General features: G+C 68.1%; 17 protein-coding genes and 3 pseudogenes. 7 read left to right on the top strand and 13 right to left on the bottom strand.

Annotated features, from left to right (window positions below; all coding sequences use genetic code 11):
* From QIT00_RS29825 to QIT00_RS29810, 5 genes and pseudogenes are all read right to left on the bottom strand, one after another.
* The coding region (locus QIT00_RS29825) for a polymorphic toxin type 44 domain-containing protein (RefSeq protein ID WP_282538548.1) at positions 1 to 1095 on the bottom strand (1095 nt) is incomplete at its 3' end.
* 16 nt (positions 1096 to 1111) lie between these two features.
* A complete protein-coding gene (locus tag QIT00_RS29820; protein WP_282538547.1) occupies positions 1112 to 1450 on the bottom strand; it encodes a hypothetical protein in 339 nt (112 codons plus the stop codon).
* A gap of 607 nt (positions 1451 to 2057) precedes the next feature.
* Positions 2058 to 2798 (bottom strand): transposase, encoded by a 741-nt coding sequence (locus tag QIT00_RS39060; RefSeq protein WP_408909885.1) that lies wholly within the window; start codon positions 2796 to 2798, stop codon positions 2058 to 2060.
* Positions 2799 to 2935: 137 nt separating this feature from the next.
* Positions 2936 to 2983 (bottom strand): annotated as a pseudogene (locus tag QIT00_RS39055) (hypothetical protein); the annotation flags it as partial.
* A 220-nt stretch (positions 2984 to 3203) separates the two neighbouring features.
* A complete protein-coding gene (locus QIT00_RS29810) occupies positions 3204 to 3557 on the bottom strand; it encodes a hypothetical protein (protein WP_282538549.1) in 354 nt (117 codons plus the stop codon).
* A gap of 350 nt (positions 3558 to 3907) precedes the next feature.
* On the opposite strand from QIT00_RS29810, the gene QIT00_RS29805 reads away from it, so the two are divergent.
* Complete coding sequence (locus QIT00_RS29805) at positions 3908 to 4819, top strand: hypothetical protein (RefSeq protein ID WP_282538546.1); 912 nt, start codon at positions 3908 to 3910, stop codon at positions 4817 to 4819.
* Positions 4816 to 5967: a S8 family peptidase gene (locus QIT00_RS29800; RefSeq protein ID WP_282538545.1), complete on the top strand. Its 1152-nt coding sequence runs from the start codon at positions 4816 to 4818 to the stop codon at positions 5965 to 5967. The genes QIT00_RS29805 and QIT00_RS29800 overlap by 4 nt, the downstream gene beginning before the upstream one ends.
* A gap of 123 nt (positions 5968 to 6090) precedes the next feature.
* Here QIT00_RS29800 and QIT00_RS29795 read toward each other — a convergent pair whose 3' ends face one another.
* Positions 6091 to 6360 carry a hypothetical protein gene (locus QIT00_RS29795; RefSeq protein WP_282538544.1) on the bottom strand — a complete coding sequence of 90 codons (270 nt, stop codon included), beginning with the start codon at positions 6358 to 6360 and terminating at the stop codon, positions 6091 to 6093.
* A gap of 463 nt (positions 6361 to 6823) precedes the next feature.
* Between QIT00_RS29795 and QIT00_RS29790 the strand changes: the two genes are divergently transcribed.
* Positions 6824 to 7549 (top strand): DUF4241 domain-containing protein, encoded by a 726-nt coding sequence (locus QIT00_RS29790; protein ID WP_282538543.1) that lies wholly within the window; start codon positions 6824 to 6826, stop codon positions 7547 to 7549.
* 137 nt (positions 7550 to 7686) lie between these two features.
* Here QIT00_RS29790 and QIT00_RS29785 read toward each other — a convergent pair whose 3' ends face one another.
* Positions 7687 to 8178, bottom strand: coding sequence for an SRPBCC family protein (locus QIT00_RS29785; RefSeq protein WP_282538542.1), 492 nt, complete (start codon positions 8176 to 8178; stop codon positions 7687 to 7689).
* Between the two features lie 201 nt (positions 8179 to 8379).
* Entirely contained in the window at positions 8380 to 8514 is a 135-nt protein-coding gene (locus QIT00_RS39050; RefSeq protein ID WP_408909886.1) for an SRPBCC family protein, read from the bottom strand.
* On the opposite strand from QIT00_RS39050, the gene QIT00_RS29780 reads away from it, so the two are divergent.
* Positions 8473 to 8616: a hypothetical protein gene (locus QIT00_RS29780; RefSeq protein ID WP_282538541.1), complete on the top strand. Its 144-nt coding sequence runs from the start codon at positions 8473 to 8475 to the stop codon at positions 8614 to 8616. The two genes, QIT00_RS39050 and QIT00_RS29780, sit on opposite strands and share 42 nt — an antisense overlap.
* A 17-nt stretch (positions 8617 to 8633) precedes the next feature.
* Here the strand turns inward: QIT00_RS29780 and QIT00_RS39045 are convergent.
* From QIT00_RS39045 to QIT00_RS29770, 3 genes and pseudogenes are all read right to left on the bottom strand, one after another.
* Positions 8634 to 8702 (bottom strand): annotated as a pseudogene (locus QIT00_RS39045) (hypothetical protein); the annotation flags it as partial.
* 109 nt (positions 8703 to 8811) lie between these two features.
* Positions 8812 to 9237, bottom strand: coding sequence for an ArsR family transcriptional regulator (locus QIT00_RS29775; protein WP_282538540.1), 426 nt, complete (start codon positions 9235 to 9237; stop codon positions 8812 to 8814).
* Between the two features lie 115 nt (positions 9238 to 9352).
* Entirely contained in the window at positions 9353 to 10465 is a 1113-nt protein-coding gene (locus tag QIT00_RS29770; protein WP_282538539.1) for a DUF4352 domain-containing protein, read from the bottom strand.
* Positions 10466 to 10737: 272 nt separating this feature from the next.
* Between QIT00_RS29770 and QIT00_RS29765 the strand changes: the two are divergent.
* Positions 10738 to 11371 (top strand): annotated as a pseudogene (locus QIT00_RS29765) (isocitrate lyase/phosphoenolpyruvate mutase family protein); the annotation flags it as partial.
* A 450-nt stretch (positions 11372 to 11821) separates the two neighbouring features.
* Here QIT00_RS29765 and QIT00_RS29760 read toward each other — a convergent pair.
* Together QIT00_RS29760 and QIT00_RS29755 are read right to left on the bottom strand one after the other, a co-directional pair.
* Entirely contained in the window at positions 11822 to 12514 is a 693-nt protein-coding gene (locus QIT00_RS29760) for a class F sortase (protein ID WP_282538538.1), read from the bottom strand.
* Positions 12515 to 12638: 124 nt separating this feature from the next.
* Positions 12639 to 13358 (bottom strand): hypothetical protein, encoded by a 720-nt coding sequence (locus QIT00_RS29755; RefSeq protein ID WP_282538537.1) that lies wholly within the window; start codon positions 13356 to 13358, stop codon positions 12639 to 12641.
* Positions 13359 to 13877: 519 nt separating this feature from the next.
* On the opposite strand from QIT00_RS29755, the gene QIT00_RS29750 reads away from it, so the two are divergent.
* Positions 13878 to 15104 (top strand): hypothetical protein, encoded by a 1227-nt coding sequence (locus tag QIT00_RS29750; protein ID WP_282538536.1) that lies wholly within the window; start codon positions 13878 to 13880, stop codon positions 15102 to 15104.
* A gap of 114 nt (positions 15105 to 15218) precedes the next feature.
* Positions 15219 to 16334: an allantoicase gene (gene alc / locus QIT00_RS29745; protein ID WP_282538535.1), complete on the top strand. Its 1116-nt coding sequence runs from the start codon at positions 15219 to 15221 to the stop codon at positions 16332 to 16334.
* Positions 16335 to 17030: the final 696 nt, after the last annotated feature.

Below are 17030 nucleotides of genomic sequence, written 5' to 3'. Positions count from 1 at the left end.
TTGGATGCCTTCGTGGAGTTGTTCCTGTGTCAGGTTGTCTCCGTACTTGTCGTGCAGTTCCATGCCCACCTGCATCGTGATCTGGTCGCCGGCGTCGTCATCACCGGTGAGAGCCGTCTCGCCCAGGGATGCACCGTCGATGAGTGTGTCGTGATCGAATCCGGCCGCGCGGCCCACGTATCCGTAGTGGATGTTGGAGTAGATGTCGTAGTAGACGGCCTTGTTCTGCTCGGGGTCCTTGAAGTAGAAGTCGTCCTCCTCTTGGAGGTTGTATCGGTCCTGGAGTTTGGGTTTGTGGTCCCAGTCCTGGTGGGGTGCCACCTTGGCAGCCCACATCGCCAGGGCCGCATTGGTGTCCGCGCCCGGGTCACGCCCGAACTCGTACCACTGGGGCGGGCGGAGCAGCATCTGAATGCTTTCCACGGTGTCCGACTTGGCGTTCCGCTTCATCTCGTCGAATATGTACGATTCCGCGTCGTTGAAGCGTTTCTCGCTCTCCATGTACTCGGCGACCTTGTCGAGGCTCCTGGAGGGGGCGGGGTTGAAGTCCTTGTCGTCCTTGCCTGCTCCGCTGGTGAGTGCCCAGGAAGCCTGCTCGTCCACGGCAGCGGCACGCCCCAGGACCTTGGTGATGCGTGTGGCGAACTCCTCGCACTTCTCCTGCTGTCCCCTGATCGCCTGCTGTCCGTCGGGGTCGTTGCGTGCCGTGGGGTCCTGGGCGAGGTCGTTTCGCGGTGTGACTTCGCCGGTTGAGCTCACGCGGAGGCCTTCGCTCTCCGCTTCGGGACCGGCGAGACGGTGCAGATCGTCCTTGCACTTTTTGAGCTCTGTGTGGGCCTGGTCGAGGATGGAGTGGATCGCCTTGGCTTCCGTGTGCGCGTCCCTGAACTCCTGGGCGACGTCCTTCACCTGCTTCGCGGCCTTCTGGGAGGTGCCGTCGGAGCTGGCCCAGCAGGCGCCGGCGAAGGGCTTCTCGAGTTCGTCCGGGACCGTTCCGTCGAGGGATTTGAGCTTCGATGCCATGTCCCCCCACGCCTTGGCGGCTTGCTCCAGCGCCTTGAGGTTGAAGTGATACAGCTGGTCGTACTTGATCACGTCGGCTGTCCCCCGCTCAGTCGAAGTCGCTCAAGGTCGGGCGTATGGCGTTCATGCCCTGGGCGTTGGCTGTCTCCGTCGTGAGGTAGTTGTCGGCGGTCTGGGTGCACTTGTCGTGCAGGGACCGGCACTTGCCCACGAGGGCGTCGGTCTGGGACTGCCAGGTGCGCAGCGCGCCTTCGAGCGCCACCCCCAGGGACCCGTACCAGTAGTCCATCTTCATGGCCGATGCGGCGTTCTGGGACTCGGTGTCCGCTGAGGCGCCGATGGCCTTCATCCGCCCCGCGAGCTCACCGGCCCCGGTTCCTGCCTTCTTGAGTGACTGTGGGTCACTTATCTGCGTCGTGCCAGACAACGTCCACTCCCCCGTCTGCGTTCGGGCAACGATGATCTTGAGGCTATCGGCACACCGGTCCGCCACCCAGGGGGACGTCAGCCAGGGCAGGCAATGACCCGGCCGCATTCCGCCTTCAAGGGTGGCGACCTCGGGTGCAGGGTGCCGACCAAGCCTTGGCTGTATCACAGAAAGACGCTTTCAAGTGCCCGGCATCGGTCCACGCTCGTGCGCCGCGGCGGGCGCTTGGCTCCAGGGGATCGGGGAGGAACGGTGAACTCTGCTGTAGCAGATGCATTTCTGACGTGTCATCACGATGCCGAATCCCGTCAGCGCTTTGCAGATGTCATGGAAGTACTGGGGTGTGTCCGATGACGGATCAGGTGCGCAGGGCGCACGGTCGGCGCGGCCCTCAGGAGTGAGCCGGGCTGCAGCGGCGCAGAGGTTGCTCGATCTGGAGGCCAGGAGTGAGCTGACGTCGCATCATGTTTGGTTAGTGGCCGAGGCGTTGGGCAGGTCGGAGCGTACGGTGTGACGGTGGCTGGCCGCTGCCCGCTCGCAGGGGCGTCTGGGGTGTGGGGTGAGGGTGTGGGACCGCAGGACGATGAGGTGTCCTGTCACAGTGGTTTCAAAAGGTCGAGGTTCGGAGGCCCGTACGGACACAGCTGGTACCGGACTTGGGGGGGCTCGACGTCTGGCGGGTGTCCGACGGTCGTCTGGAGTTACGCAGGCGAGCGTCACGCAGACCCATCTGCTCCGCGTGGTCCAGACGAGGCGCCCTATTCTGCTTGGCGCAACTCGTAGGCCTACAGGCCTTCGTAGTGGTGAAGGCCGGTGAGTGGTCGCGAACCTGAGGCTCCCAGCCGAGGCCGTGTAGTGCGGCTAGGGTCGTCCCATAAGTCATTGTCGGCCGGGTGGAGTGGGAGCTGGCCGTGGCCGGTGTGGTTCGTTCAGCCGGTGATCGCGAGGTTACGCAGGCGGGCGACGCCGTGCATGGCGTGGTGCACGCCGTCGCCTTGTGGCGGCAGTCCCGCGGGATCTTCCAGCCCTTCATGCGTGCGAAGGTGTGCTCGACGCGGGCGCGTACTCGTTTGTGGGTGCGGTTGTGTTGCTGCTTCCAGTCCGGGAGTTCGGCCTGGCCCTTCGCGCGGCGGTGCGGAATGACCAGTCCGGTGCCGGGATAGCCGCCGTCGGCGATGGTCGTCGTGTGGTCGACGGCGGCTTTGGCGCTGGATTCCGCCCACGCCCTGCGGTCGTTGCGGTTGCCCGGCAGGAGGTCGGCCGACCACCACGACCAGGCAGGTGTCGGCGTCGATGACCACCTGTTGGTTGGTCGAATACGGGTAGTTCTTCGATACTGCTCGGCCACCGTGTGGTCGCGGGTGGGCACGAGAGTCCCGTCCACGTTGAGCACGGTGTCCTTACGGAACCGCTGGCGCGGCTGAGGGCGAGCTTCGGACCGAGGTGATCGGTGATCTGGTCGGCGGCGGACCTGGAAACACCGAGCAGCGGGTCGAGTTGGCGCATCGTCAAGTTAGTACGCCAGTACGCCACAACCAGCAGGATGCGGTCCTCCAGAGGGAGGCGCCACGGGTCGTCCACGCCGCGGCTCGTCCGCGAGCTCGCGGCGCACCACGGTCACCAACTTGCCGAAGCGGCGCTGGCTCAGCCCGGTGAACGGGCAATCCAGGTCGGCTCCGACGCCGTGATCACACCAGCCACCACGAGATCATCGCACCCGTGACCAGGAGGTCCTCCAGCAAGCCTCCCCGCCTCAGTGGAACTCGTGGACCACCTGGATCTCGCCGACGATGTGGGCGTTGAAGTCGTCCAGCTCCTCCGCCGGAACCCAGAGTTCGAGGATTGTCTGCCCGCCGGCCTGCCGGACGGGATACCGGCACAGGAACTCCGACTCAACCTCGAATCGAGTGACGAAGCCGGCGCCATCGTGCTTCACGTTCCAGTCCCTGGCGATCCTGACCGCGTAGTCCTCGTTGAGGACCGGGTAGAAGATCGGCTGCTCAGGCAGCCGGGGCGGCCAGGCGCGCCAGTTCAGCTCGCGAACCAGATCCAGCTCCTTGGGGCCGGTGGGGCGCCACAGGGTCGTCGTTGGTTGCTGGCTTGTCATCTGCATCGCTCTCTGAACGTAGGCCGCGGGTACAGCGGGTCGGGGGAGCGGACGATACCGGTACCGCGAACGCGGCAGCTCCAGAATTTCTGCACCTTGCCGCCGCCTCGACCAGCAGTTACGGGGCAACCCTTACAGCGACGGGCGCCAGAGAACGGAATCAGAACCAGAACCGGCACATGGGCGGGAAAGGTGAAGGAAGCGGAGGCTTGCGCTCGCAGCCTCGGAACGCCCGTAAGTCCCGCTGAGCTCGGTTTTCTTGACACGGACGTGAATCTTGACTTTATGTGACCGGGTGCGGGGGCGCGGTCGCTCCCGCGTATTCGGTCCGTGGGAGAAGGAAGCCCAAGATGTCCTACCCGCCGCCCAGCTCGGGCAGCGCACATCCATACCCTCAACAGCCGCCGCAGCAGCAGTCGTGGCCCGTCCAGTCGCCGCCCGGTGTGCCGCCGGCGGGGCAGGGCCAGTGGCCGCCGCACCCGCCCGGTGGCGGAACGGGCGGGAGCGGCGGGCGCAGGACGGGCGGCATCCTCCTCATGGTCTTCGGCCTGCTGCTCCTGTGCGGCGGAGGCGGCCTGGCCGCCCTGGAGTACAGCGAGCCCCCGAAGACCGTCGGCAACCCCAAATTCGGCCCGTCCCTGTGGCGAGACACTCCGATCGACAAGCTCTTTCCCGAGGCCATCGGCGGCTACGGCAACACAGGCGTGGGGCTCTACGACGCGAAGCAGGCCACTTGGAACCGGGTGGGCATCTCCCCGGACACCGAGTGCGACAAGGGTCTGACCAACAAGGTCCTCAAGGTCGCCAAGGAGAACGGCTGCAAGGCCGTGATGCGTGCCACCTACGTCGACCACACCGGAAACATGGTGAGCACCGTCGCCCTCGTCGTGATGGAGCGCGGCACGGAGGACGATCCGCCGAAGGACCGGCTGGCGGGTTTCGTGGAGGAGGACGAGGCCGAGAACGAGGGCGCCATCGCCCCCTACGCCGTGCCCGGCACCCTGGCCGCCAAGTGGGAGTCTCGCAACGGCCGTCAGCTCCTCGCGGTGCCCTTCCAGCCCGCCCCGAAGATGCCGTACGTGGTCGGCGCCACCATCGGCTCGGTGGACGGCGCGATCGCCGGCGGTGACCTGCCCGACAAGTGGGCGGAGATAAGCGGCGGCGTGGACAGCGACCGTGAGTCCTGGAACGCGAACGCCGACGAACTGGCCAGCCTGTACTCGGCCCACATCACCAACATCATGGCGGGAGATGCCAAGTGACCCGTGCCCACCTCCTGCGCACTACCTCTGTCACCGGAGCGGTGGCGGCTGTCGCGCTCGCCGGTTTTGGCATCTCCCCGGCCGCGGCCGCGGAGAAGACGCCGGCCAGCTGGGAGTCGAATGCCCTCGGCCTGCCGGCCGCCCACCGCAGCACCCAGGGCGAGGGCGTGACCGTCGCGGTCCTCGACAGTGGCATCAACCCCGACCACCCCGCGCTCAAGGGCAGCGTCGACAAGATCGCGAAGGACTTCTACGACGCAGACGGGCTCAAGCCCGGTGACCGGAAGTACGGCGAGCACGGCACCTCGATGGTCTCGGACGTACTCAAGGTGGCACCCAAGGCGCGGATCATCTCTGCGCGGGTGACCAACGACGAGGACGACGACAACGGGTCGCTGGAAGACCAGGAAGAGGAGAACCCGGTCGCCAAGGGCATCGACTGGGCGGTGGCCAACGGTGCCGACGTGATCTCCCTGAGCCTCGGCGGCGGCATGTTCAGCGACTTCGACGAGCGCGAGGCGGCCGCGGCCGCCCGCGCCGTCAACAAGGGCGTGGTACTCCTGGCCTCCGCGGGCAACACCGGCGGCGACGACGAGATCAACGACGGCAACTTCCCCGCCGGCTACCCGGACGTGATCAGCGTGGCGGCGACCCAACCCGGCGGTACCCGCGCCGAGTTCTCCACCGTGCGCGCCCACAACACCATCGCCGCGCCCGGCGTCGGCATCACCAGCGCCGACACCTCCGGCGGCTACCGCAAGGTCAACGGGACCTCCCCGGCCACCGCCCTGGCCTCCGGTGTCGCAGCGCTGACGATCTCCAAGAACAAGGACCTCACGCCCGCCCAGACCCGGGCCATCCTGGTCGACACCGCCCAGCACCCTCCCGGCGGGCGCAACAGCCTGGTCGGCGCCGGCCAGATCAACGCCGCGGCAGCCGTACGAGCCGCCGCGAACCCGCCGAAGGCCGGCTCGGCGCCGGTGGCGTACAAGGGCGACAAGAAGCACTTCGCCAAGCCGACCGGCGCCAAGCCCAAGCTCGCCGCGCCGGAGGAGACCGGGACGCGCACCATGGCACTGGTGGCAGCGGGAGTTGGGCTGCTGCTTGCCGTGGCGGGCGGGGTGCTGATGCGCCGTAAGGCCGGTTGAGGCGCTGCGAGTTCGGCCGGACGGCCGTTGAGCCCGGCTGGTGCTCCAGCGGGCTTGGTGTCCGGCCTAGCCGCAACAACCCAATCCTTCGCTGACCTCCACCTTGTGCCCCGGTGAAGTCAGTCAGGCGGGAAGGTCGATGCGATGGCGTTCGCCGCCCTCGGGACAACTGGGGGGCCAGCCTGGCCCCAGTTGGCGGCGAGCGCGTGCTGAGGGGCGGGCACGGCAGCACGGCAGTGGCCAGGTTCGCTGCTTCCAGGACGTGGCGAACTCGCCGACGTACGCGAGCTGGTCGTAGTCGTGGTCGTGGTTGGCGTGGTAGCGGCCGAGGGGTGTGGTCGTGGGGCGAATGACGGCCGCGCGTACGCCGTCCGGCGAGTGGAGCAGATGCATGTGGTACTCGTCCGGTGCGTAGGCACCGGTCTCCCGTACCAGTACGGGGACACGTCGGCTACTTCACGCGGGCCGGCGATCCTGCTCACTACTTCGATGATCATCGCGTCGTCTCTCCGTTCGTGGGCACGCCGGCAGCACCCGGGCATGGGGGCGCCGGAGGCGCTCCCCCTTACCGGGCCGGTGCCGCGGAGCGGCCACTCCGGCATGAGAGTTGGGGCGCGCGCCCTGCAGGCCGCTGCTGGTCCTTGATGGAGATATTTGAATCTCCTGTGCTCACATGGCCTCAGGGTTGCTCATCGCAATTCTCCAGGCGAACCACCGCGCTGGCCTACGGTCTGGCTGCCCAGCAGGTTGACCTGCTGGGGGACGGCGATTGAGAACGGTGCGCGAAGTGCCGATGCCAGCGGGCCCGCGTACGTTTCGGTTGACCGCCCGGCCGGGCGGTGGGGAGGAGTGAGACATGGCGTGGGTCGGGGATGCTCGGCTGGCAGCCGGGCCTGAGGCCACCTGGTACCTGGAGACGGCTTTCACGCCCGGCGCTCATCTGGGGACGGTGTACGACGATCCGACAACGCCCGTCGTTGTGACCGGGGTCGAGGAGGTGACGTCCATGCGCGTACCCAGTGGCCGTCTTGTCGTCGATGCGCCGTGGGACGACGACGATGCCTGGAGATACGAGCGAGGGCTGTTGACGAGGCCCCCGCGGGAGCTGGCGGTGTGCATTCCCCCGGGCGTTTACCGAGTGGAGATCGCGTGGACGGCGGGCCCGTACGAGTTCTTCGGCGAGCGCTTCGATGGCGTTGAGTGTGCCGCGACGCGCCTGTGCATCGGCGACGGCCCTGTGGTCGGGTGGGAGATGGGCCTGGGTGTCGATGAGGATATCGACCGGCTTCAGCCGGGCGAGGAACCCCGTTTTGGCGCCGACGCCAATGTTGGCTGCTTTGCCGACGCGGGTGCGTGGACGACCTTGTCCGCGCCGTTTCGTACGTACGTGGACGGCAGCCCGGTGCCGCGCGATACCGAACAGCTGCCCGACGGGTGTGAGCGGGTACGCGACGAGTCGCAACGAGCCGATCTGGTCACGTTCACGGCGGAGTCGGGCGGCGTCGTCTGGTTGGGCCGCACCAAGACCGGCGATGTGGCCGCGATCGTCGTCACGAGCGGCATGGCCGGCGCCAAAGCCTGACGTAGCACGCACCGGACCCGGCACTCGCCGGGCCCCACACTCTCTTGCCGCCTGGTCCGCGGTGAGCTTGGGGCGGCCCCGGGCTCGTGCGGATGTCCTCGGTCGCGGCGTTGGCGACGCCGCTGTCCGCAAGCAGATCAGCTCTTCGCTTCGCGGACGTCCTTTCCCTGTTCGGCGAATGCCTTGAAGTCCTGCATGTGCTGTTGCGACTGACTGCGGAAGGCACCGGGCATCAGGAGCCCCACCAGCCGCATCAGCAAGCTGCTGAACCGGTACTCGTTCTCGCTCACCCAGAGTGTCGTCTCCGGGCCGGCCTCGGTCAGCCGGTCGCGCACGGCGCTCCACATGCCCTCGCCGACGATCTCGCGGTCGAAATGAACGACGCTCTCTTTCGGGATCCCGTGCAGGTCTGCCGGTTCCCGGCGCGTGATCGTCTCGGTGGCCTCGATCCTCCGCTGCCCCCTCTCCATCACGACCCGCGACGTGGTGCCGACCTGCCCGTGCACCCCACTCAGCGGCTCGTGCATTGCCAGGCCCCGCAGCCACTTCGGCATGTGTGCCGGGCCTGCAAGCAGTTGGATCACCCTTTCCCGCGGCAGGGCGATCTCGATCGAGACGGTGTACTTCATGGCGGAGCCCTCCAGGTTCCTGAGTGAACGGCGAGGCCGGTTCCGGACAGCAATGCGACAAGAAGTTCGGGGATCTTGCGGGTGAGGGCGTGTCGGCCCTCTTGGAGATTGGCCTGCTCGTAGGACAGAGCCCCCCGCGGCCGGTCAGTGGCGGAGCGTGTGACCGGCCAGGCAGCGGCTCACTGACCGGCTCGGGGCCGGTCACCTCGCCGTCTCGAGCTGCGCGACGAGGTCGTCCAGGCACGCCTGCCAGCCTCCGGAGGCGTTGTCGGCAATGGAGGGGTCGGCCATGACGTGTGTGAACACCAGACGGCAACCATCGCCCTCGTCACGCAGCTCGATCCTGAGATGGTCGTCGAACTCCCGCTCACTGTCGTCCGGGTCGTGCTCGTCGAACGCAGCCGGTGCGGGTCGAAGGCGGTGATGGTGGCGGTGTAGACCGTGCTCTCACCGTCGTCGAAGGCAATCCGGCCGCCGGCCTTCGGCTCCAGCTGTGTCACACGGAACGGGTACCACTGGCTCAGATGCCGCGGATCGGTAACGGCCGGCCAGCCCTTCGCGCGACTGTGCCTCAGAAAGCGTTCGAACTGCAGGCAGGCCGACCGCCAATGGTGGTGGTGTTGGTCTCGCTCATCACGTCACTGCTCCTCGGCCGTCTGACCCGGCAGTTCTTCGGGGGCATCGTTTCCAAGTGCCACTCCAGCACTTCCAGGCGTTCGGACCACAGCCGGCGATACGGCGCAAGCCAGTCGTCGAGAACGGCAGCGGATCCGGGCGGAGTTCGTACCAGCGGCGCTGCGCTTCCGCCGCACCGCGACGAGCCCGGCCTTCACGCAGCACCCGCAGATGCTTGGACACCCGCGGCTGGCTCCTCTCCAACTCGTAGGCGATCTCCCCCACGAGTCGGGGGCGCGCTCGAGCAGCAGCCGAGCACCCGCCACCGCGTGGGGTCGGGCGTAGCGCCGGGAGATCGCCCTGCGGCGGACGGGGCGACCAGCTCGGGTTCGCACGCCAGAGAGGCGCAGTGGCAACAAGGGAGAGTGATGTCCCCTGCACCATCCTCCCGGTCCCCCAATACCGCCGATGCACGGAACCGACAGCGCAGCGCAACCACCACCTGGGGGAGGAACTCGACGCTGACGAACCCTCGGGGTGAGCGGCCGGAAGCCGTCGATCAGCTACGCGGAAGATCGAGGGCCCATCCAGGATCCTGGGTCTCGTCCCCACTGGCATACCAGCGCGCCTGTCCTCCCTTGCTCGGGATGTCCAAGATGATCTGGCCGGTCACCTTCTCGCCTGGCTGCAACGTGGTGGAGTCCAGCACATCGGCCCGAGGAGCTTCCTTGCTCGGGTTGTACGTTATGTAGGGCACGTTGGTCTTGGTGCCGTCGTCAGCTGTGTGCGTCAGCGTCGACAGGCTGATTTGGTAAGGCGCCCCACCGACGTTTTCATAGGAGGCGTCCAGGACGGCCCACTGTCCGTTGTCCGGATAGCGGTACCAGTCGGCCTTGTCCGTGTATTGCTTCTCCTCGTCCGTCACCGTCAACCGGGCGTAGTACCGCACCGAGTTGATTGTGATCTTGAGTCGGATGACCTGGTTTTCATCGTCGGTGATGGTCACCTGCAGTGGCCTGCCGACAGCAGCCTGGTTGCGCGACTGACCCGGCGGTATCGAGGCGATCGGCTCAGGCAGTTCGGTGCCGGCGTAGCGGGCGACAGCAGTGTCGATGGCGAGGTCTGCCTGCTCGGCTGTGGCACCAAAAACCAGCACCTCGACATTGTCACCATCCACCACCCGTGTACGAACCTCGAAGGTGACCCCCGCGCCTTTCAGGACCCCGTTGCTGTTGCCGTCTCCCCCCGCAGCGGAAGTGAAGCGGACATCGAACGCCGTGCCCTCGATCGTTGCCGTCGAGCACTCCTCGATGTCTTCGATCACTCGGGTGTCCTTGCCGTCCGGCACGACCAGCTCAGCCACGCCCTTATCCTCAGCGCTGGTCTCAAAGCCAATCTTCTTCGCCGCCCGTGTCCCGAAGTCAGCCAGTGCCTCACACCCAGGAACCTCAGCAGTGCCCGGGTCCGAAAACGTCGTCGGCTTGACTGGCAGGCCACCCAGGATCTGCTCCACGTCTGCCTCGGTGAGCAGTTCTGAAGGGGCTTTGGACGAGGGCTGCACCACCGCGCTCTCGGCGGTCTTGGGCGCGTCATCACTGTCATCCAGGCCTGTCGTCAACAGGCCCAGCACCACCGCGACCGCGGCAGCAATCACTTTCCGATGGCTGTTCATGGTTCGCACGCATTCCACGAGCGGGACTGCCTGTGCCTGTCCAGCATCCAACGATCCCGGTCACATCACCAGCCCGGCCCGTACCGGCTGCCGTGCGAGCTCGCCGAGGGCCTCGATGCCCTGCCACGCGGAATCGCATTGATTCCTGCGGCGTGATCCTCACGAACGCGTAGTCGCTCGCCTGCTGCCGGTGCAGCCCACCATGGGCGGGTATCGGATGGTCCAGGCCGGCAAGGAAGACGCCCAAGATCTCGGCCTGCTCTGACTAGATGATCGGCAGTCATCCGCTCGCCGACTCCCGGGGGGGGCGACGACCACGAGGGCAGACCTTCGAAGAGGTACTCGCCGCCGTCAGGCCGATCATCGCGGCGGTCGATGTTCCCGTGTCCGTGGACCTGGAGGCCGGATACGGGCAGGAGCCCACGGATCTCATCGCCGGACTCACCGAGGCCGGCGGCGTCGGTCTCAACCTCGAGGACACCGTCCACTCGGACGGCGGCCGCGTGCGCAGCACGCAGGAGCACGCAGGAGCACGCGAGGTACATCGCCGGCCTGCGCACTGCGGCCGACGCCGCGAGGATCCCGGTCTGGATCAATGGGCGCACCGACGTCTTCCTGCACGCGGAAGACGCCTCCGGCGTCCTCGACGAGGCGATCGAGCGGCTGAGGGCCATGGAGCAGGCCGGCGCCGACTCCCTCTATCCGGTGCGTATCCAGGACGACGACGACCTGCTCGCGGCGGTGATCGACGCCGTCTCCATTCCCGTGAACTCCACGGCCCACCCCGTCAAGCACGACCTCGAGCGCTTTCGCCGCCTGGGCGTCGGGCGGATCACCTACGGCCCACTGCTGCAACTCGCCATGACCGACGCGATGAAGAACATGCTCCGCCCGTGGACGCCCTGAGGAGTTGACCGAGCACGACTTCCGGCGATCGACACTGATTGCTCCTGACCGCACGGATCCCCAGCCTTGGCCCAGGTCTCGCCGGCGGCCTCGACCAGGCTGATCCCGACCGTCAGGGCCGCACCAGCACACCCAGCGGCTCTTCCAACAACGGCAGTTGGGTGAAGCGAGCATCGGCCTGCGCCGGGGCGCCGGGCCGTCGGGATCACCACCGCGATGTCCGCGGGCTCCGTCAGCAGCCGGTCGTAACGGTTCTCGGCATGGTCATCGCCGATCTCCACCATCATGTGCGGATGCGCGTCGAGGAGTCGCCGGGCCGCGGATGCCCTCACCGCCGAGATGGCTGTGGCCGCCCCCGCGATCCGTAACCTCCCCGCCTCCTCGTGCCCGTAGGCCGCCAGCTCGGCGGAACGGGTGGCAGACCTCACCGCGCAGGGGCCGCCCGATCATTCATTTCCTGGGTGCAGGGGCTTTGAGGTGGGCGAAGACCACGGTGTTTTCCGTGTATTGCTTGTTGCTGTGGTCGTAGCTGCCGCCGCAGGTGATCAGGCGCAGTTGGGGGTCGGGTGTGTCGGCGTACACCCGGTCGTCGGGGAAGTCGTCCCGGGGGAAGTTGTCGACGTTGTCGACGAGGAATGTCGCGGTGGTGCCGTCTTCGCGCTTGATGGCGATCTCGTCGCCCGGGTCCAGCGTGCTGAGGCGGGCGAAGACGGCGGGCTTGGTCGTGGTGTCGAGGTGGCCGGCGACGATCGTGGTGCCGCGCTCGCCCGGGGAGGGGCCGGCAGCGAACCAGCCGGCCAGGTTCGTGTCGTCCGGCGGCGGGGCGTTCAGGCGCCCGGAGGGGCCGATGGCCAGTTCGGTGAAGGGGGCGTCCACATCGATGGTGGGGATGAGCAGACGTGTGGGCGCCGAGCGAGGCATTGCCGGGCTGGCAGCCGTGCTGCTGGGAGTGGCCGCGGGCGTGGACGGTGCGCGCGGGCTTGCTGCGGGCGCCGGGGCGGGTAGCGAGAAAGCGCCGGCTGCGTCGGCCCAGCCGAACGCGAAGACGACCAGCACAACGGGCGCGAACCACGCCGGCAGACGGGACAGTCGCGTACCGGCCAGCTCGGGCTCTCCCGAGTCGACCAGTGAACGGATCTTCATGCCGCAGCACCTCAGCCAGCGAAAGAGGAAGGGGAGGACACGTTGGTCCCGGCGCGCCCAGCGTGCGGCCGCAGCTCCTCCGCGAGCCGCCCAGCCGCACGCTGTGACACGCCGGACCTCAGGGTCAGGCAGCGTCGCGGCCGGTGCGCCGGCGCAGCATGAACATTCCCGCGCCCAACCCTCCCAGGAGCGCCAGTCCGCCGGCCGTCGTCACGCCGGACGAGGACAGACCGCCACCGCCCGTGTGCATGCCGCCCTTGGGCTTGTCCTTGTACTCGTGGTCCTTCTTGTGGTCCTGGTCCTTCTTGTCCCAGTCGTCCCCGCCGACCGAGGCGAGCAGACCACCACCGGTGCGCATGCCACCCTTCGGCTTGCCCTCGTGGTCCTTCTTGTCGTGGTCCTTCTTCTCCCAGTCGTCCCCGCCGACCGACGCGAGCAGACCACCACCGGTGCGCATGCCACCCTTCGGCTTGCCCTCGTGGTCCTTCTTGTCGTGGTTCTTCTTCTCCCAGTCGTCCCCGCCGACCGACGCGAGCAGACCACCACCGGTGCGCATGCCACCCTTCGGCTTGCCCTCGTGGTCCTTCTTGTCGTGGTCCTTCTTCTCCCAGTCGTCCCCGCCGACCGACGCGAGCAGACCACCGCCGGTGCGCATGCCACCCTTCGGCTTGCCCTCGTGGTCCTTCTTGTCGTGGTCCTTCTTGTCGTGGTCGCTGCTGTAGGAGTGGTCGTCCTTGTCCCCGTTGCCGGCGCTGGATGTGCTGGAGGCGGACGCCCCAGGGGCTGCGATGACGAGAGCCGCCGTGGCGGTGGCAGCGGCGAGGAGGGTGCGAGCAGTACGCATGAAGGATCCTTCCGTCGCACGCTGCGTCAGCTGACCTGCTGTCAGCTTGTTCTGGGCGCAGCGGCGACGTGGTCACCGTCAGCCAGATGTGACCAGCCCACCACTCGGGCTGGTAACTGGGTGAAACCGTGTGCGGTGAACGGATGAGACACAGGCGTGTCCATCCCTCGCTTGGCGCCACGAGCAGCTAGTGGACGCGAGCCTCCGCCCCCGCCCACACGGATGTCGAGCCGTCCCAGCATCCGGGGCCCGAGGTCGTTTCGGCCGAAGCGTTGTCGATCCGGCGGGAGCGCCACACGCACACCGCGCCACGCACCTGCTCGTCCAAGAGCAGCTTCAGGCTCAGCAGTGCGACACGTCCACGTGAACGGGCCATGGGGGCGGGGTGTTCATGCGAGTTCCTCCCCCTGCAGCCGCCGGCGAAGGGCCACCGAGGACTGGCCCACCTTCTACACCCAAGTACCGGTGTGGGTACTGCTGTCCGGCTGCAGCGCGCAGGCCTACAGGCTGTACGCGTTCTTGTCCGAGCACATCAACTCCCGTACCCCCGGCCGGCGCATCGCCTGGCCCAAGGGCGACGCCATCGCCCGCGCCCTGGGCCTGAAGGACTACCGCAAGGCGGCCCGCTACTGCCGCGAGCTGGAAGCGCTCGGCGCGATGCGCATCGAGGAGATCCGCTACGCGGGCGGGATGCGCCGGCGCAACCGCTACCACGTGCGCTTCAACCCGCCCGAGACCTACCAGGGACTGCTGTCGCTCAGCCAGTTCTACGAGACCAACCCCGACGTGCGCTCACCGAACACCAAGCCTTCCGTCACCCAAAGCGCAGGTCATGGCCGTGGTGCCGAAAAGGGCACCACCGCAGGTGCCCAGGAAGGCACGACGGACGGTGCCGCACCGGAGGTCATCGGCGGGACCGTGCAGGGCACCGCACAACCAGACCAACACCAACCACACCCAGGAGGACCAGAGACTGCGCCTTCGGCGCGCAGCGTCGCTGACGCCCGCAGGGCCCGTGAACCCCGCAGTCGGCCCGGTGCCGGCGGCTGCGCCGCGCCCGACGGCGCCACGGCGCCGAACACCTCCCCCGCCACACCCGCCAGACCCGCCACACCTGCCAGCCCCGCCAGCCCCGCCAGCCCCGCCAGCCCCGCCAGACCCGCCAGACTGTCGCACGCACAGCGCGACGCCATGCGCCAGGTGGAAGCCGAACTGCCCACCGAACTGCGCGCCTTGCTCCCCGCCCGCCGCCCCCGGGCACTGCGCGACACCCTGGTCGCCGCGCTCGCCCAGCGCACCCCCCAGCAACTGACCGCACGCGCCGACCGGCGTTGGTACACGTGGGGCTTCGCCGCCGCGGCCGACACCCGCTCCGGCGGCCCGGGCCTGAGCAGCCCGGTCGGCGTGGCGGTCCGGCTGCTGGGGGAGGGCGAGTGCCCCGACCCCCGCTGCGAGGACGGCACCGTCATCGACACCGGCGCGCCCTGCCCCCGGTGTGCAGAACGCCGCGAGGATCGCCGCCGCAGCAGCGGCCGCGCCGGCCGGGCCCGCGCACTTGCTGTGGCAGCCGCCGGAGAACCGGAGCGTGCCGTCCCCTCACCGGCGCCGCCCGTACCCCTCGTCCCAGCCACGGCCGAAGCGGTTGCGGTGGCGCCGTGCCCGGGCTGGGACAGCGTGCCCTGCGGACGCAACTCCCCCGCCACCGGCGGCCTCTGCACCCGCTGTCGGGCGCGCACCCTCACCTGATCATTCAGTTTGCTTTAAAAAAATCTTCGAAAAGTTTCGATAGACCTAATGGATGGATGCCTGCGAGAGTCGTTCTCACGCACCGACTCCCAGCGCCTTCAGAGAGGTTCCCCGATGACGATCGACCCGTCCCGCGCCAACGACGCCGCCCCCTACGGCGGAGGCAACCCGTACGCCGACTACCGCGCCGGCGACTTTGCCTTCACTCAGCTCACCGACCTCGCCGACCGGCGTTTCGGGGCTGCCGTCGTCGCTGCGAACGACGAGTTCTTCGCCGAACGGGAGAACCTCCTCACGCCCGAGCGCGCCGAGTTCGACCCGCATGCCTTCGCCCACAAGGGCAAGGTCATGGACGGCTGGGAGACCCGGCGCCGGCGCGGTGGGTCAGCGCAGACGCCGCACCCGGACGCCGACGACCACGACTGGGCACTGGTCCGGCTCGGCGCTCCCGGGATCATCCGCGGGATCATCGTCGACACCGCGCACTTCCGTGCCAACTACCCGCAGCAGATCAGCGTCCAGGGCGCCTGCGTCGAGGGCATCGTGAGCCCCGAGCGGCTGCTGTCCGACGAGGTGAAGTGGGAAGAGATCATCCCCCGCACCGAGGTCCGCGGCCACGCCGCCAACGGCTTCGAGGTGAGCGTCGAGCGCCGCTTCACCCACCTGCGGCTCAACCAGCACCCCGACGGCGGCGTGGCCCGCCTGCGCGTACACGGCGAGGTCGTGCCCGACCCGTACTGGCTCGAACTGCTCGGCACCATCGACCTGGCCTGCGTCCTCAATGGCGGCACCGTCCAGGACGCCTCCGACGGGTTCTACTCCTCCCCCGGCAACACGATCCTGCCCGACCTGTCCCGCAAGATGGACGACGGCTGGGAGACCCGCCGCCGCCGCGACCAGGGCAACGACTGGATCGCCTACCGCCTCGCGGCCCAGGGCGAGATCCGCGCCGTCGAGATCGACACCGCCTACCTCAAGGGCAACGCCGCCGGATGGATCGCCCTCTCCGCGTGCGACGGTGAGGACGGTCAGTGGACCGAGATCGTCCCCCGTACCCAACTCGAGCCGGACACCCTGCACCGCATCCCCCTCGCCGCCCCTGCCCTCGCGACCCACGTCCGCCTGGACGTCTTCCCCGACGGCGGCATCTCCCGCCTCCACCTGCACGGCAGCTTCACGACCCAGGGCATCACCGAACTGCGCACCCGCCACGACGAGCTGACGAACTGACCCGCGCGCTCACAGGCCGGGCCGCGCTGGTCCTTGCACCAGCGCGGCCCGGCCCGCTGCACCGTGTGTCTCGCAGTGCAGATGGCCACAGGAGGGCCGACAACCCCACTGACAGACAACGCGCCGACCTGAATCAGTCGAGCACGCGCTGGAAGTCGTGACTCCCCCTCTCCAGGAGGCGTCGTGTGGCCGGAGGAATCGCAACCCCGGCCACACGATCCCCATGCGCTGTGGACGAGCCCGAGCGAATTTCGCCGAGGTATTCAGGGGTTGAGATCGATGACGCGGACCTCCGGGGGGAGTGGCGAATGCCGCGGGCAGGCCCAGCTCCAGGACCGTGACGCCGAGCGGTTGGGCGATGTGCACACCGGTGCCCGGGCGTTGCCGGTCGGCTTCGACACGCTCTGCCCGTTTGGCGAGCCGGGGGTGGAGACGATCCCGTGCCTGAGCGGTCGCGGTGCCGTTGCCGACTCCAGGCCACCTGCGACGAACGCTCGATCTGACGAGGCGTCGCTCAGGCTGAACACCCGCCGGGAACGGAGCCGTTGACGATCATGGACTTGCGTCGAGTCCACCGCTGTCACGGACAGAGCAAAGTGGCTCCCCATCCCGCCGATGCAGTGGCTCCCATTCACTCCGACAAGATCAACAGTCGGAACAGGGAGAGGCGGGAGACGGGGAAGGCGCCCTCGGACG

It is taken from the genome of Streptomyces luteolus, from assembly GCF_029968015.1.
GTDB classification, from domain to species: Bacteria; Actinomycetota; Actinomycetes; order Streptomycetales; family Streptomycetaceae; genus Streptomyces; species Streptomyces luteolus.
This window is presented reverse-complemented; position numbering and strand designations above follow the sequence as displayed.

Excerpts from the sequence above, each read along its gene's own strand:
- QIT00_RS29810 (WP_282538549.1), bottom strand. The coding sequence starts at position 3,557 with ATGACAAGCCAGCAACCAACGACGACCCTGTGGCGCCCCACCGGCCCC.
- QIT00_RS29805 (WP_282538546.1), top strand. The coding sequence starts at position 3,908 with ATGTCCTACCCGCCGCCCAGCTCGGGCAGCGCACATCCATACCCTCAA.
- QIT00_RS29795 (WP_282538544.1), bottom strand. The coding sequence starts at position 6,360 with ATGCATCTGCTCCACTCGCCGGACGGCGTACGCGCGGCCGTCATTCGC.
- QIT00_RS29790 (WP_282538543.1), top strand. The coding sequence starts at position 6,824 with ATGGCGTGGGTCGGGGATGCTCGGCTGGCAGCCGGGCCTGAGGCCACC.
- QIT00_RS29785 (WP_282538542.1), bottom strand. The coding sequence starts at position 8,178 with ATGAAGTACACCGTCTCGATCGAGATCGCCCTGCCGCGGGAAAGGGTG.
- QIT00_RS29775 (WP_282538540.1), bottom strand. The coding sequence starts at position 9,237 with ATGGTGCAGGGGACATCACTCTCCCTTGTTGCCACTGCGCCTCTCTGG.
- QIT00_RS29770 (WP_282538539.1), bottom strand. The coding sequence starts at position 10,465 with ATGAACAGCCATCGGAAAGTGATTGCTGCCGCGGTCGCGGTGGTGCTG.
- QIT00_RS29760 (WP_282538538.1), bottom strand. The coding sequence starts at position 12,514 with ATGAAGATCCGTTCACTGGTCGACTCGGGAGAGCCCGAGCTGGCCGGT.
- QIT00_RS29755 (WP_282538537.1), bottom strand. The coding sequence starts at position 13,358 with ATGCGTACTGCTCGCACCCTCCTCGCCGCTGCCACCGCCACGGCGGCT.
- alc (WP_282538535.1), top strand. The coding sequence starts at position 15,219 with ATGACGATCGACCCGTCCCGCGCCAACGACGCCGCCCCCTACGGCGGA.